This window comes from Vibrio olivae (assembly GCF_042428525.1).
In the GTDB taxonomy this organism is placed as follows: Bacteria; Pseudomonadota; Gammaproteobacteria; order Enterobacterales; family Vibrionaceae; genus Vibrio; species Vibrio olivae.
Map to the genome: position 1 here is coordinate 93,027 of NZ_JBHMEP010000007.1, position 14,378 is coordinate 107,404.

At 44.7% G+C, this 14,378-nt stretch carries 15 protein-coding genes; 9 read left to right on the plus strand and 6 right to left on the minus strand.

Annotation, left to right across the window (positions count from 1 at the left end; translation table 11 throughout):
* Positions 1–31: 31 nt before the first annotated feature.
* Positions 32–970 (minus strand): 1-phosphofructokinase, encoded by a 939-nt coding sequence (gene pfkB / locus ACFFUV_RS17680; protein WP_390195299.1) that lies wholly within the window; start codon positions 968–970, stop codon positions 32–34.
* A 10-nt stretch (positions 971–980) separates the two neighbouring features.
* Positions 981–2,129: a fused PTS fructose transporter subunit IIA/HPr protein gene (gene fruB, locus ACFFUV_RS17685; protein ID WP_390195301.1), complete on the minus strand. Its 1,149-nt coding sequence runs from the start codon at positions 2,127–2,129 to the stop codon at positions 981–983.
* A 275-nt stretch (positions 2,130–2,404) separates the two neighbouring features.
* Here fruB and cra point away from each other — a divergent pair, with 275 nt between their 5' ends.
* Positions 2,405–3,382, plus strand: a complete 978-nt coding sequence (cra, locus tag ACFFUV_RS17690) for a catabolite repressor/activator (protein WP_390195303.1) — start codon at positions 2,405–2,407, stop codon at positions 3,380–3,382.
* Positions 3,383–3,412: 30 nt separating this feature from the next.
* On the opposite strand, the gene ACFFUV_RS17695 is transcribed toward cra, so the two are convergent.
* Complete coding sequence (locus ACFFUV_RS17695; RefSeq protein ID WP_390195542.1) at positions 3,413–3,934, minus strand: hypothetical protein; 522 nt, start codon at positions 3,932–3,934, stop codon at positions 3,413–3,415.
* Between the two features lie 90 nt (positions 3,935–4,024).
* On the minus strand, positions 4,025–4,402 hold the full coding sequence (locus ACFFUV_RS17700) for a YgiW/YdeI family stress tolerance OB fold protein (protein ID WP_390195305.1): 378 nt from the start codon (positions 4,400–4,402) through the stop codon (positions 4,025–4,027).
* Positions 4,403–4,574: 172 nt separating this feature from the next.
* On the opposite strand from ACFFUV_RS17700, the gene ACFFUV_RS17705 reads away from it, so the two are divergent.
* Genes ACFFUV_RS17705 through modC form a run of 4 tightly spaced genes read left to right on the plus strand, consistent with a single transcriptional unit; the run spans position 4,575 to position 8,618 of the window.
* Entirely contained in the window at positions 4,575–6,056 is a 1,482-nt protein-coding gene (locus ACFFUV_RS17705) for a cobyric acid synthase (protein WP_390195307.1), read from the plus strand.
* Positions 6,053–6,793 carry a molybdate ABC transporter substrate-binding protein gene (modA, locus tag ACFFUV_RS17710; protein ID WP_390195309.1) on the plus strand — a complete coding sequence of 247 codons (741 nt, stop codon included), beginning with the start codon at positions 6,053–6,055 and terminating at the stop codon, positions 6,791–6,793. The genes ACFFUV_RS17705 and modA overlap by 4 nt, the downstream gene beginning before the upstream one ends.
* A gap of 17 nt (positions 6,794–6,810) precedes the next feature.
* Complete coding sequence (modB, locus tag ACFFUV_RS17715) at positions 6,811–7,500, plus strand: molybdate ABC transporter permease subunit (protein ID WP_390195546.1); 690 nt, start codon at positions 6,811–6,813, stop codon at positions 7,498–7,500.
* Positions 7,497–8,618, plus strand: a complete 1,122-nt coding sequence (gene modC, locus ACFFUV_RS17720) for a molybdenum ABC transporter ATP-binding protein ModC (RefSeq protein ID WP_390195311.1) — start codon at positions 7,497–7,499, stop codon at positions 8,616–8,618. Before modB ends, modC begins: the two co-directional genes overlap by 4 nt.
* Before the next feature lie 50 nt (positions 8,619–8,668).
* Here the strand turns inward: modC and ACFFUV_RS17725 are convergent, their stop codons facing one another.
* On the minus strand, positions 8,669–9,106 hold the full coding sequence (locus ACFFUV_RS17725) for a DUF3069 domain-containing protein (protein WP_390195313.1): 438 nt from the start codon (positions 9,104–9,106) through the stop codon (positions 8,669–8,671).
* Positions 9,107–9,460: 354 nt separating this feature from the next.
* Here ACFFUV_RS17725 and ACFFUV_RS17730 point away from each other — a divergent pair, with 354 nt between their 5' ends.
* The gene (locus ACFFUV_RS17730; protein ID WP_390195315.1) at positions 9,461–10,429 is read left to right on the plus strand and encodes a Solitary outer membrane autotransporter beta-barrel domain; all 969 of its coding nucleotides are present in this window, start codon (positions 9,461–9,463) and stop codon (positions 10,427–10,429) included.
* On the opposite strand, the gene ACFFUV_RS17735 is transcribed toward ACFFUV_RS17730, so the two are convergent.
* Positions 10,426–11,661, minus strand: coding sequence for a GGDEF domain-containing protein (locus ACFFUV_RS17735; protein WP_390195317.1), 1,236 nt, complete (start codon positions 11,659–11,661; stop codon positions 10,426–10,428). The two genes, ACFFUV_RS17730 and ACFFUV_RS17735, sit on opposite strands and share 4 nt — an antisense overlap.
* A 236-nt stretch (positions 11,662–11,897) precedes the next feature.
* On the opposite strand from ACFFUV_RS17735, the gene ACFFUV_RS17740 reads away from it, so the two are divergent.
* The 3 genes from ACFFUV_RS17740 (at position 11,898) to pntA (ending at position 14,377) form a co-directional block, all read left to right on the plus strand.
* Complete coding sequence (locus ACFFUV_RS17740) at positions 11,898–12,263, plus strand: late competence development ComFB family protein (protein ID WP_390195319.1); 366 nt, start codon at positions 11,898–11,900, stop codon at positions 12,261–12,263.
* Positions 12,264–12,277: 14 nt separating this feature from the next.
* Positions 12,278–12,550 carry an HlyU family transcriptional regulator gene (locus tag ACFFUV_RS17745; RefSeq protein ID WP_390195321.1) on the plus strand — a complete coding sequence of 91 codons (273 nt, stop codon included), beginning with the start codon at positions 12,278–12,280 and terminating at the stop codon, positions 12,548–12,550.
* A gap of 291 nt (positions 12,551–12,841) precedes the next feature.
* Positions 12,842–14,377, plus strand: coding sequence for a Re/Si-specific NAD(P)(+) transhydrogenase subunit alpha (gene pntA / locus ACFFUV_RS17750; protein ID WP_390195323.1), 1,536 nt, complete (start codon positions 12,842–12,844; stop codon positions 14,375–14,377).
* Position 14,378: the final 1 nt, after the last annotated feature.

Sequence of the window (14,378 nt, forward strand, 5' to 3'; positions counted from 1 at the left end):
GTATTAACCTTTGTCTTTATTGGCTTTCTTGTTAAGAAAGTTGTTCCACTGTGGTTTGTTTTTGTAGGGTTCGCACTTCGTTAATGTCATTAATACCGACTCCGACTTGCGTAACAGCGAGCGCAGATAAAGCGGTAGCAAATGACAATAATTCGGGTTTCGGGAGCTGCTGCATGTGCCCCCAACATAGACCGGCAACCAAAGTGTCTCCGGCGCCAACGGTACTCACTACCTCCATGCGGGGAGGTTGGGCTCGATACCATTGATCTTGATTAAGCCACATAACGCCATCAGCTCCCATGGATACAACGATATTATCGATGCCTTTGTCGGCGAGTGTCTGAGCGGCGGATTGGCACTCTTCTGGCGTGGTGAGTTTCTTACCCACAAAATCAGAGAGCTCTTCATCATTGGGCTTAATTAACCAAGGCTTCGCGTCAATGCCTGCGGCTAGAGCTTGGCGACTGCTGTCGAAAAGCACTTTTTTACCTTGCTTATGCAGATGCTCAATCCACTGGGCACATAGCTCAGGTGAAACGCCTCGAGGAAGACTGCCGGCAAAGACAAAAAATTCATGTTGCTGGCACAGCTCATCCAATTTCGCTTCAAATGCTTGGATTGAAGATTGATCGATATGAATACCTGGGAAATTAATGTCGCTGACGTCACCCGACGCCTCCACCAATTTCACATTGATTCGTGTTGAGCCTTGAACACGAATAAACTGATCATTGGCGCCCATATCGCTAAACAGTTGACTAAACATCTCTTGGTTATCTGCGCCAAGAAATCCCGTTACTGTCACCTCTGCTCCAAGCTCAGAGAGCACTTTAGCAACGTTGACGCCTTTACCCGCGGCATGCAGTGAGCTGTGGTTCACTAAGCTAATTGAGCCAACATTTAACGTGTCGACACTGCCGGTGAGATCCAATGCCGGGTTTAGCGTGATCGTTACGACTTTATTGGTCATCTTCGGCTCCTTAAGCTTCACCTAGGCCTGACTCGATAGCAGCGCCAATAGCAGCGAGAGCTTGCTCTGCGTCCGCACCTTCCGCGGTGAACTGCAATTGATGTCCATGCTTAACGCCAAGCGCAATCACTTTCATTAAGCTTTTTGCATTAACCGTTTTTCCGTCACCATCAAGGTTTGACACTTTAATTGTGCTATCAAATTTTTTCGCTTCTGCAACTAGCATCGCTCCAGGGCGGGCATGTAAACCGTGGGCATTTTTAATTTTAAATACAGCAGTATTGTTATCACTTTGCTCGGCGTTATCTGAATGGGTCGTCGCGATTTCTTCGCCAGTAAATTGAGCAATCAGGTTTTCTACCGAAGCGTTAAGCAGCTTGGCTTGCTGGCCATCAAAAATAATTTGGTTCAATATCGCCAGCGTCTTTTGGTGCGCATTGTTACACGCAGCAAACGCAACTAAACCTTTCACAGGTAGGTTTTCGTATTCACAGTGGTTTGCTGTGGTAACGAACGACATTGCTGTACGTTTCACAGACTTATTTGAGCTAACAACCCAGAGGCCATTGCCAACATGGGTGGGCTGTTTTGTGACAAGGTCACCGACGTATTCCGCTTCACAACAGCCGGTATTTTTTAATAGGCCTCCGGCAACGGCGGCCATTTGCACCATATCGCTGGCTGGAAAGTCTAGTTGAATCAATGAAGCATCAAAATCACATTCGAACTGAACATCGCCGTTGAGTAGGGCAATAATATCTTCGGCATTGGTTGCTTGCTTTAGCTTGTCTTCAACACCATCAGCAGACAGCACTTTGGTCAGTTGCTTCAAAATGCCCAAGTGCTCGTCTGATTTTGCTGCGATACCAATGGCTAAGTAAGCAATATTTCCATCGCCCCAATTAACGCCTTCTGGGAAATGCTGTACAGTCACACCGGTCTCATTGACTTGGTCACGAGTGTCGGTAGTGCCGTGTGGAATCGCAATACCGCTTCCGAGAAACGTTGAGTTTTGTTGTTCACGGTTAAGCATGCCTTCCACATAACCCTCTTTAACTAAACCCTTATTCGCGAGTTGTGAAGCTAAAGAGCGAATCGCATCTTGCTTGGATTGATACGATTGGTTGAGTGTGATGTCTTGCGTAGTTAACTGGAGCATAAGTGCCTCTTCATGTGCTAACGATGATGCCATCGATAATTTTATTATTTGATGCTAGCTGAATCGTTTCAGCTAAAGTTTAAAAAATTCAGCAAAAGGAAAATTACTCATCCTATTGCTGTAAGTTTAGAGCAAATATCTCAATCTGCTTTATAAGTCTCATTTTGCTGAACCCTTTCAGCTTTCAATGCTGAAACGTTTCAGCTTATAATGCAAACAAATCAATGATCAAAGTTAGGGATATTTGATCGACAGCACATATTGATGGTGGAGATATGACACTAGATGAAATTGCACGTTTAGCCGGCGTGTCTAAGACTACAGCGAGTTATGTGATCAACGGCAAATCACAGAAATACCGCATCAGCGAGAAGACTCAGCTAAAAGTGATGGCTGTGGTTGAGGAGTACAACTATCGCCCTGATTTAGCGGCGAGTTCTTTACGTGCAGGTAGCAGTCGTTCATTTGGTTTGATTATTCCTGACCTAGAAAACACCAGTTATGCACGTTTGGCAAAGCTCCTCGAACAGCACTCTCGGACTGCGGGTTATCAGATTCTTATCGGATGTTCAGATGACAACCCGGACACGGAAAAAAGTGTGGTTGATGCACTACTAAGCCGACGAATCGACGCATTGTTTGTCGCAAGTTGTATTTTAGATGCGAATAGCTTTTATCTATCACTGCAGCAACAAGGTACGCCAGTTATCGCTATAGACCGCCCGCTAGATGACGAACACTTTTCATGCATTATCAGCGAAGATTTTAGTGGCGCGTACGAATTAACACAGTCATTAACGACTAAAGATGTCGTCAGCTATGGATTGATTGGTGCGCTCCCTGAGCTTAACGTGTCACGTGAGCGCCAGCTTGGTTTTGAATCAGCAGTTAAGGAAGCCAAAGGCAGCTTACAGGTTGACTATGGCCATCACTTTCATCGTGAAGAAGGGCGCCGAATATTCAAAAGCTGGGTAGACGGAAAAGTACTGCCTCAAGCAATTGTCACCACGTCGTATACCTTACTTGAAGGTGTGCTGGATGTGTTGATTCAATACCCTGAGTTAACCAATAAGATTCGGCTCGGTACATTTGGTGATAACCGGTTGCTCGATTTTCTCCCGATCAAAATCAACTCACTTCCACAACAGTTTGAGATTATTGCCGAAAGTGCCTTAGAGCATGCGCTGAATGCGGCCGCGAAACGGTATCAGTCGGGGATTGAGTTAATACCAAGGAAATTAGTGGTGAGATAAAAGCCTCGATAGAGGCTTTCAGTGAACAGATTAAAACTGGAAACGTACCGACATAACAATTTGCGGGCCGAGCGTACCATCATTGCGCGCTTGTGCCGCAATGGTTAATTGATCCGTTGAGTGGAATCGAGCGCCCGCACGGAACACTGAGTTATCATCATTCGTCCCAGCCAACACTTCCGCCTCGATTTGATTGGTTAACCACAGTCGAACGCCGATATTCATCTCTTTTTTGGTTTCATCGTCTTTATTGTCTTCTTCATCGGAATAGCGGATACCATGAAAGATAAATTGGCCGAACACATCCGCAAAATCGGTGACCGGGCCATTAAAGCCGATACCAGCCGCAAGATCATAATAACCATTAAAGCCACTATCGACTCGAGCCAAAAGGTGTGAGTTATCGGTTAAATAGGTACTCAACTCAAGTCCTGTGGTCTCGGGACTGACAGCAGTTCTTACTTCGAAATAGTTGTAATTAAAATTGTTCGCATAGGCACTGGGTAGAAAACTGAACGCGAGAAGACCTGCAACGAGTGTTCTTTTCAAAATCGACTCCGATAACAACGGGTTTAAATAATAAAAAAGGCTTGCAAATAGCAAGCCATATATTAACTTTCGTTGCGCGGTTTTGCGAAGTTTTTATATGATTTGTATGTGGTCGACCTCAATTTCAGGCTGATGTTCGTTTTCATATTCACCAAACAATCGAACCTTGGTCTTATTATCGATAGGTTGATCTAAATGAATGTCGTCATCCAGTTCGACTTCAATTTGATCTTTTCCGTCAGAAAAGACAAAACGTTCATCGCTAATCCGTCTGACTAAAATGCCTTCCACAATCACATCTCGCTCTATATGATTCGGGGCTTCACTGACTAAATCAGATAAGCGTTCAACTTGCATATCTCCGTTATATTGGATGCCACGGTTAACTTGCTGTTGCTTGTCATCAGCTAAAGCGAGTGCAGGAAGTAACGTCATTGATACAGTAACTACGCCAACAAATAGTTTTTTCATCGCTTGTCTCTCTCTTGTTTTGCTTAATAACTTTCTCTTGATTTGCGAGTGTTATTAAACCAACTTGGGCTTGAACCTTTGATGAGCCTACTATTCATATCCTGTTCATTTTATTGAGGATAGCGATAAAGAAGGAGTATGATAGCGTATCAACTATTGATTCGAGAATTTTATGACGCTTCAGCCGACCCATTTGATGGTGCAAGGGACGACATCCGACGCAGGCAAAAGCGCTTTGGTGGCAGGGTTGTGCCGAGTGCTTCAAAGACAAGGCGTTAACGTCGCGCCTTTTAAACCACAAAATATGGCTTTAAATAGCGCTGTCACGGAAGATGGTGGAGAAATAGGGCGTGCTCAGGCTGTTCAGGCTCAGGCTTGTGGAATAAAGCCGACGATACACATGAATCCAGTATTGCTTAAACCGAATTCGGATACTGGGGCCCAAGTGATTGTACAAGGTAAAGCGGTCGCTAATATGGGGGCTTGGGGATATCACGGCTATAAACAGGTGGTGCTCCCTTCAGTGCTTGAGTCCTTTAATCAACTCAGCCGTGACTATACGTGTGTGATGATAGAAGGCGCGGGGAGCCCTGCTGAAATTAACCTGCGAGATAACGACATCGCGAACATGGGGTTTGCCGAGGCAGCAGATGTCCCAGTGATTATTGTCGCTGATATCGACCGTGGCGGCGTTTTTGCCCATCTTTATGGGACGTTGGCGTTGTTGTCCGAATCAGAACAAAAGCGGGTGCGGGGCTTTGTGATAAACCGTTTTCGCGGCGATGTGACCATTTTACAACCTGGATTAGATTGGTTAGAACAAAAGACGGGCAAACCCGTGCTTGGGGTATTGCCCTACTTGCATGGTTTCCAGCTTGAAGCAGAAGATGCGATTACGTCAGAGCAGACGCTGCAAGGGGAAAGCAAATTAAACGTTGTCGTCCCTGTATTAACGCGTATCAGTAATCACACCGACTTTGATGTGTTTCGCCATAACCCAGACATCAATTTTCGATATGTACGTAAAGGCGAGCGTATTGATCATGCTGATGTCGTCATCTTACCTGGCACTAAATCTGTTCGCGCTGACTTAGCGTTTCTCCGTGAGCAAGGTTGGGATCAGGATATTTTCCGTCACCTACGTTATGGTGGGAAGGTTATTGGTATCTGTGGCGGGTATCAAATACTCGGAAGCGTTATTTCCGATCCTGATGGGGTGGAAGGAAGTGCTGGAAGCTCACAAGGCCTTGGCCTGCTCAATCTCGAAACGGTTTTGACTCAAGAGAAGGCGTTAACCAATGTTGATGGGCGACTTACTTTAAACCAGCAAACGGTTGATGTAAGTGGCTATGAAATTCATGTCGGTCAAACCTGCATCAATGAGACAAACATGCCTCCGATTGAGTTACAAAATGGACGATTGGATGGTGCGATTGATAGCAATAATCAGGTCTTTGGGACTTATTTACATGGTTTGTTTGATAACAGCGACGCTTTTCATTTGATTTGTCAATGGCTTGGGCATTGTGATATTAGTAATCAATCCCATCACGAGATTCAAGAACGCGCCATTAATCAAATTGCCGATGCGATTGAAGAATTCCTCGATCTGAGTCTTATTTGGCCCACTCAACCACAAATGGATTTACCATGATCAAACACAGCCTTGTTATTGCTATCGCAATGAGTTCTATGTCAGCGTTCGCCGCTGATCTCAACGTATACGCTGCTTCTTCAATGACAAATGCGGTTGGCGAACTGGCAGAGCAATTTGAAGCTCAGTATCCAGATACCCATATCGTACCGGTTTACGCCAGTTCGTCTTCCCTCGCTCGTCAAATTGAAAATGGCGCACCTGCTGATATTTACATTTCAGCAAATGAAAAGTGGGTCAAATATCTAGAAGATAAAACGATCATCGAACCTGAGCATGTTGGATTACTGGCCACCAATAAATTGGTGCTCATTTCCCCAAAAGGCGAAGAGAAAGCGTTTGATTTCGAGGATGCTAATGCCTGGGTTTCGGCTTTAGAGGGAACGCGTTTGGCTATTGGTAACACTCAAGCGGTTCCCGCCGGCATTTATGGTAAAGAAACATTGGAAGCGCTGAACGTATGGGCTGAAGTCCAAAAGCACACGGCACCAACCAATAATGTGCGCATCGCGCTTGCATTGGTAGAACGCGGTGAGTCAAAGCTCGGCATTGTCTATAAAACCGATGCGATGCAATCGAAAAATGTTGGCGTCGTGACTGAGTTTGATGACCAATTACATACTCCAATTCGTTATCCAATGGCGACGTTAAATGATAAAGATGCCTCGAACGCCTTTAAAGAATTTTTAAATACCCCAAAAGCGCGCGAAGTACTCGCCAGCTACGGATTTAACTGAGTTTTAACGTGGATTTAATTACTGATTACGAATACCAAGCCGTTATTATCAGCCTTAAAGTTGCGTTGTTCGCACTTGTATGGCTGCTTCCCTTGGGGTTGATATTAGCGTGGATATTGGCCAGAACTCAGTTTGTTGGCAAGAGTTTGTTGGACAGTATTATTCATCTACCGCTTGTTATGCCTCCGGTTGTCATCGGCTATTTATTACTGGTGACAATGGGCAGGCAGGGCATTATAGGCAAATGGCTGTATGAACAGTTTGGATTAGTTTTCAGTTTTAGCTGGAAAGGGGCAGTGATCGCATGTGTTGTTGTCTCTTTACCTTTGATGGTACGTTCCATTCGTTTGAGCCTAGAAAATGTGGACGTAAAACTAGAGCAGGCCGCTCAAACACTTGGTGCATCAAATGTGAAGGTGTTTTTTACCATCACATTACCATTGACGATCCCCGGTTTGATTACCGGGGCGATGTTATCATTCGCTCGTTCTCTGGGTGAGTTTGGTGCCACCATTACTTTTGTCTCGAATATTCCTGGAGAAACGCAAACCATCCCTTTGGCGATGTACAGCTTCATCGAAACGCCAGGCGCAGAGGCGCAGGCTGCGCGGTTGTGCGTGATTTCCATTGTTATCGCTCTAGGGTCTTTGATGACCTCTGAGTGGATTTCACGCCGCATGACCAGCAGGTTAGGAGTGACCCGATGAATCAACTCGCTGTCTGCTTTACGAAGCAATTAGGTGATACTTACATCGATGTTGACCTGACGATACCTGGCCGTGGTGTCACTGCGATTTTCGGACGCTCTGGCGCAGGAAAGACGTCTATCATCAATGTATTAGCCGGGCTTATACGCCCAGACTCTGGTCACATTGTATTTAAAGAGCGTACACTGTTTAGCCGTCAAGAACGGGTCAACTTGCCCGTTAATCAGCGTAAAATAGGCTATGTATTTCAAGAGGCTCGACTGTTTCCTCATTACAGTGTCAAAGGAAACTTACTCTACGGAGTAAGACAAAAAGACGAAGAGTATTTTAAGCAGGTGATATCCTTGCTTGCGATAGAGCCTTTACTTTCACGGTACCCACATCAACTCTCGGGAGGCGAGAAACAGCGCGTTGCCATTGGGCGAGCGTTGTTGAGTAAACCTGATATTCTACTGATGGACGAACCGCTGGCGTCATTAGATTTACCTCGCAAACGTGAAGTGCTTCCGTTTTTAGAGCAACTCGCTGAACGGGTCGAATTACCAATCATCTACGTATCACATAGTCTTGATGAGGTTCTACGCTTAGCCTCGCACCTTGTTGTTATTGATAATGGCAAGGTTGCTGTCAATGGACGCTTGGAAGACGTATGGGCGTCTGCTGCGATGAGGCCTTGGCAATCTTACTCAGAACAGAGCTCATTGTTTGACGGCACCTTAGTTGAGCAATGGGAAAAATACGCGCTGAGTAAAGTGATGATCAGCGACGGTGTGTCACTGTGGATTCAGCATATAAATATGCCGCTGCAATCATCTGTTCGAGTACAAATTCGTGCTAATGATGTGTCATTAACCAAATCGAAGCCCAACCAAACGTCCATTCGAAATGTGCTCCCTGCAACGGTACTAGAGATTGAGGCGATGGAATCCGCTGAAGATAACCAGAGCGTCGCGGTTAAGGTTGAATTAGCGCCTAAGAGTTATTTATGGGCGAGGTTAACGAGATGGGCTGTTGATGATCTCGTCCTTAATAAGGGCGATCTTGTCTTTGCTCAGATCAAAGGTGTGAGCATATCGCAACAAGATATTAGTCTGCTCCATGAAAAAAGCCGCCCATGATGCGGCTTTTGATCGTCGTTATATTGACTATGACGGAATGGTCTGCGGGATTATCTCGCAAACACGTCGCGAAAGTCTTTCTTCAGTAATGGGTCGCGGCGCGCTTTTTTGATTTGCTTAACCATGTCTTTAATACAATCATGCAGTACTTTATCAAGTAGCTCTGCGCGATACTGTTCTTTTTCATCGTCAGACATTGATTCTGGCAAATTCAAATTTGGAAATTCCTCCATCACATTGATGCCGGCAAAAGATTGGCTCACGGAAATAAGAGCATGAAACTGCTCGAAGCTATCCACGATATTCTGAGCGCTTGCTGGAAGGGAATCCCAAGCTTCACGAACCGACTCTTCTGTTACTTCGTGAATGGAAGCAACCATATTGTACATGGACTCTGGCACATCATCGAACTCAACCACTTGACGAAGTTCGGCTGATAGTTGGTCAAGAGTAGTATCCATTTGTTCAGGATTATTTGAGTCAGTCATCTGATAATTCTCATAGTAAATTGAGCCGATATGCTAAAAAAAACGTGTTGAAAGTCAACTGCTATTCAAGCCTTTTTTAGCATATTGTTTATTGTATAAAGCTTTTTCGGGTCTGTACTCAATTTCGCTCAATATGAACACTATAAATTATTTATCATCGCTATTTGTTGATTGAGTTACGTTGTCACGTAATAGTTTGTGCGCCATCGCCAAATAGCGTGAAAATACAAAAAACTGTATCATCTTGGTGACCTTTCACTCGATGGCGAATAAAGCGCTTGGTTATTTCACGTTTAATTGTTAACCAATAGACAGGTTCAATCGATTAGTTAGGTTAAGTTAGTGCGATTAGGGGTGAAAAGCGTACTTATCGTTGAGTTCATCATTGTTGCTCCGGCAGTGGCTGCGTCTTATCCGCCTGCAGAAAAATATCTTGAGCGGGCGTTGTCAACGGGGATTATCCTTTCAGATAGTGAAGTTCTGAGTTTCGGTTTACATGACTTCGACCCGAACGAATTGTTTAACATTCATAATGACAACATTGGCTCAGAAGAAGCGTTACAACTTCGTCAGCAATTGGCGGTAACTTCGTTACCCTACACATTTGAACTCAATGATCGCAGTAATCAAATTCAACACCAGATCACCACGCGCTTTTCGCTTCTATCTGGTGATAATTCGGTGCGTATTCGCCAACATCCTCAACGTGATAAACAAGATCAACTAATAGTAGGCGCTATGAGTGGCTATCAATTACGCTACCAGGCGGATTCACACTGGTCATTGACGCCGGGGCTTGCCGCGCATCTTCAATATTATCGTAATCACCACGAGTACCGAAGTGAGTTGTCTCGGCGTTTAGTTAAACCGATTCTAGATGGCGTTATCTATAATACAGATGCCTACGCGATAACGTTGGAACCAACGATTAAAATCAAATACCAAGCCAATGAAACTTGGGGGGAATGGAACCTTAACAGTACCGCGCATTACTTCTACGGGTTTGGTTGGGGGAATGCCAGTGATGGCGATGTTGGTAACCCTGAAGGCTGGTATTTGTCTAACGGTGTTGAGGCTATGTATCACTTAAAAGAGTGGAGTGGGTCAGTTCACTCACTGTATGGAACGTTACGCCGAGTTGATATAGGAGGAGACCCGAGCCAACCCTTTGGGACGAATTATTATTATGAATCTTCGTTTGGTTGGCTAATGGATTCGCCATTTTTGCATCGTTGGATTGATAACATCGGTTTGGGGTTAAGTATTAATTACGGCAGTGCGATCAAAGGGGGGAGTATCGTCTTATTTTTCAATCAAGACTAATTGCCAGCAACCTGATTTCGTCCCCCATCTTTGGCCTTATATAAGGCGCGGTCGGCGCCTTTAATCACGTCTTCGACTTTATTTATTTTGCGATTATCGCAAACACCAATGCTCACGGTAACATTTACCGTTTGATTGTTAGCGTTTTTACCTCTGCGGCGGGTGCCTTGTCGATTGTTTTTAGGGCGAGCATTGGTATCACGTAGCGTCATTTCATAACCCGCGATGTTTTCTCTTAACGTTTCTAGGTGAGGTTTTGCCTCTTTCACTGTTTTGCCCTTAAATAAAATCGTGAACTCTTCCCCGCCATAACGATATACGCGAGCTTTCCCTCCGACTTCTTGTAGCTTAGCTGCAACCAGCTTAAGAACGTCATCTCCCGTATCATGACCATAAGAGTCATTAAAGTTTTTAAAATGATCGATATCAACCATTGCGATAGCGTATTTTCGCCCTAAGTGCTTGAGGTCTGAATCCAGCGCCAATCGCCCAGGAATATTGGTTAATCGATCATTAAATGCAAGCTCATAACTGGCTGACAGTAGATAAATAATCTGAACGATCGCCGCAATAGAAAACATCGTGACTGAAATATAGGGCACATGAAAAAAGATAAATGTTGTACTGGCTAGCACTAAAGAGCTATAAGCAACAGCATCGATAATACGGTTATGTTTCAGGAGCAGAATCGCTGCGATACCAATGACCGCACATAAATAGAGCACAAGAATCAGTGGCAGTTTTGATATGACGGGCTCGATATATAAAAAGGTTTCATTGACGTTGGTAAAGCCACCAGCGGCAAAATAGTCGAGAATCAGATAACTCCAACCGCAAAATAGTGACAGCGTCACTAAAAACGCAACGTATGTTTTTGAGAGTAGGCTGGTATCTCGCATCGAGTACACTAACATGGCCGCGATGGGGAACAGAAACGCAAGCAACGCCAATTCAAGCAAAGTGGTGCCTGTTGCGAGCGGGACCTGGAGTCGCCACTGAATGACCCAATACGCCACTAACATAGCCGTGGATATCATGGCGATACGACTTTGCTTAAAAGCATGTCCAAGCGCGATAACAGCAGCAAATAGGACAAATGGCAGGTTAGATGCAAATCCTAAATTGGCTTGAGTCACGATAATGACGTTACTCATTCCCAGCGTCACTAGACAAAGCAGCAAGATTGGAAATGTGAGTCGAAACCAGTATGAGGTAACTATTGAGTAAGACATGTATTAGGCGTGACTTTAATAACTTTTCATAATTTTGTTAGGAAGACAAGAATAACGCGATTTAATGAATTTCCAAGCTTTTTACCATACTTGAGTATGAAAAATGGAGTCTACCCCCGAATATGGACTCGCTAGCGCAAATTTTGCAAAACAGTCGCTAGTTTTTCCATCAAATTTAATCCTATACTCAATACAAGGTTGTGATGTTTATTCATTGTTAGTCAAAGGAAAAGCGTATGCAAATTGGTTCTGACGTTCACAATTATATGGAAACTTTAGTTGGGCAAGTGTTAGCTGGTGACGATTATGTTCTGCGCTTTACTCATGAACAACTGTCTGATTTGGCATGCCTCGCATTAAATAGGGTTAGACCTGTGTATATTAGGTACGACATCGATTTTCTCTCTGCGTTACCAGAAGAGCGTCTTGTCGTCCTTAAGCAGCATGTCGATAAGGCGATTGCGGCAGCGACGGAAATGATCGTTGATGATCGCCGTAAAAATCGCGATGATGACGGCATCGAAGTGATACACGGTAGCCAATACGCTGAAGAAGACAGTGAATTAGAGTGGTATGAAAAGCCGCTCATTGGGTCAAAGTAATTTAAGGAGTTGAAGTGGGTTTATTTTCGCGTTTATTTGGTGGTAGCAAAAGCGAACCAGAAAAAATAGAACCAGAAGAATATAAAGGGTTTCATATCTATCCTTCCGCCATTGCGGAGGGAGGGCAGTACCGTATTGCGGGAAGAATAACAAAAGAAGTCGAAGGCGAGCTCAAGACGCACGAGTTTATCCGTTCTGACGTGTTGTCATCCAAAACTGATGCTAATGATTTAATGCTGAAAAAGGCACAAATGTTTATCGACCAAATGGGTGGGAAAATTTTCTAGCACATCCTAATGCTTCTTGATTCTTATCATATTTTATCGAGCTATAAGACGTTATGCTTATAGCTCTTTTTATATCTAATGTATTGTTTAGAAAGAAAAAATAAGCAACTGGTTTGACCTCTGAATTACGATTGGTCTTGTCTTACAATCGTGAATATGCGCATGTTTATTCATACTTTAAAGTTATAAGTAATGATATTTCGTATTTATGCGGTGAAGGGCTTGCGGTTGCGGTTGCGGTAATGGTTAGTTAAAAAAGTGATTCATTGTGCCAATCGTCAAGGAATAGCTATGCAAATTGGTGTGCCAAAAGAAACACTTGCGGGAGAAACGCGGGTGGCTGCTTCGCCTAAATCAGTGGAGCAATTAATCAAACTAGGGTTTGAGGTGGTCGTGGAGTCAAGTGCTGGTTCTCTTGCCAGTTTTGACGATACGCTTTTCGTCACAGCGGGGGCGTCTATCGCTTCAACGGAAGAAGTCTGGGCAAGTGACATTATTTTCAAAGTAAATGCGCCTTCAGAAGAAGAGATAGCACTACTCAAAGATGACGCAACATTAGTCAGTTTTATTTGGCCTGCGCAAAACCCGAAACTCATGGAAGCGCTGGCAACCAAAAAAATTAATGTCATGGCAATGGATGCCGTGCCACGAATTTCACGTGCACAAGCGTTAGATGCATTATCATCAATGGCCAACATCGCGGGTTATCGCGCGGTGGTTGAAGCGGCACACGAATTTGGCCGTTTTTTCACAGGTCAAATTACCGCCGCGGGTAAGGTTCCACCAGCCAAGGTGCTCGTTGCAGGTGCGGGTGTGGCTGGTCTTGCAGCGATCGGAGCGGCAGGTAGCTTAGGGGCTATTGTTCGTGCTTTTGACGTTCGTCCTGAGGTCAAAGAGCAAGTTGAATCTATGGGCGCCGAATTTTTAACGCTGGATTATCAAGAATCAGCAGGCTCTGGCGATGGCTACGCCAAAGAAATGTCTGATGAATTTAACCGCAAAGCCGCTGAGTTGTATGCCCAGCAAGCAAAAGATGTCGATATCATAGTTACCACGGCTCTGATTCCTGGTAAGCCCGCACCGAAGCTTATCACCAAAGAGATGGTCGACAGCATGAAAGCGGGGAGTGTCATCGTTGATCTTGCGGCTGCAAACGGGGGAAACTGCGAATATACTCAAGCTGATAAAGTCATCACGACACCCAACGGTGTTAAAGTGGTTGGTTACACAGATATGGTTGGTCGCCTTCCCACCCAATCGTCTCAGTTATACGCGACAAACTTAGTTAACCTTTTCAAACTGCTGTGTAAAGAAAAAGACGGTACCATTGATATTGATTTTGACGATGTGGTGTTACGCGGTGTCACGGTGGTGAAAGACGGTGAAGTCACTTGGCCTGCGCCGCCGATTCAAGTTTCGGCGCAGCCACAAGCCAAACCACAATCAGCGCCAGTCCCTGAGCAAAAAATTGAGCAGCCAGTTTCGCCAGTTAAGAAATTAGCCGGGCTTGTTGTGGCTGTTGGGGCATTTGCATGGGTTGCGTCTGTCGCGCCATCTGCGTTTCTTGCGCACTTTACGGTGTTTGTTCTTGCCTGTGTTGTCGGCTATTACGTTGTGTGGAACGTAACTCATGCTCTGCATACGCCGTTAATGTCGGTAACAAATGCCATTTCCGGTATTATTGTGGTGGGCGCGTTATTGCAGATTGGTCAAGGCAACGGATTAGTCACAGTGTTGTCTTTTGTCGCGGTGTTGATCGCAAGCATAAACATTTTTGGTGGCTTCACTGTCACGAAACGTATGCTTGAAATGTTTAGAAAAAATTAAT

What these genes read in the sequence shown, in the direction of transcription:
- fruB (WP_390195301.1), bottom strand. Translation starts at nt 2,129, where the DNA reads ATGCTCCAGTTAACTACGCAAGACATCACACTCAACCAATCGTATCAA.
- pntA (WP_390195323.1), top strand. Translation starts at nt 12,842, where the DNA reads ATGCAAATTGGTGTGCCAAAAGAAACACTTGCGGGAGAAACGCGGGTG.
- ACFFUV_RS17705 (WP_390195307.1), top strand. Translation starts at nt 4,575, where the DNA reads ATGACGCTTCAGCCGACCCATTTGATGGTGCAAGGGACGACATCCGAC.
- modA (WP_390195309.1), top strand. Translation starts at nt 6,053, where the DNA reads ATGATCAAACACAGCCTTGTTATTGCTATCGCAATGAGTTCTATGTCA.
- ACFFUV_RS17725 (WP_390195313.1), bottom strand. Translation starts at nt 9,106, where the DNA reads ATGACTGACTCAAATAATCCTGAACAAATGGATACTACTCTTGACCAA.
- ACFFUV_RS17740 (WP_390195319.1), top strand. Translation starts at nt 11,898, where the DNA reads ATGCAAATTGGTTCTGACGTTCACAATTATATGGAAACTTTAGTTGGG.
- pfkB (WP_390195299.1), bottom strand. Translation starts at nt 970, where the DNA reads ATGACCAATAAAGTCGTAACGATCACGCTAAACCCGGCATTGGATCTC.
- modC (WP_390195311.1), top strand. Translation starts at nt 7,497, where the DNA reads ATGAATCAACTCGCTGTCTGCTTTACGAAGCAATTAGGTGATACTTAC.
- cra (WP_390195303.1), top strand. Translation starts at nt 2,405, where the DNA reads ATGACACTAGATGAAATTGCACGTTTAGCCGGCGTGTCTAAGACTACA.
- ACFFUV_RS17700 (WP_390195305.1), bottom strand. Translation starts at nt 4,402, where the DNA reads ATGAAAAAACTATTTGTTGGCGTAGTTACTGTATCAATGACGTTACTT.
- ACFFUV_RS17735 (WP_390195317.1), bottom strand. Translation starts at nt 11,661, where the DNA reads ATGTCTTACTCAATAGTTACCTCATACTGGTTTCGACTCACATTTCCA.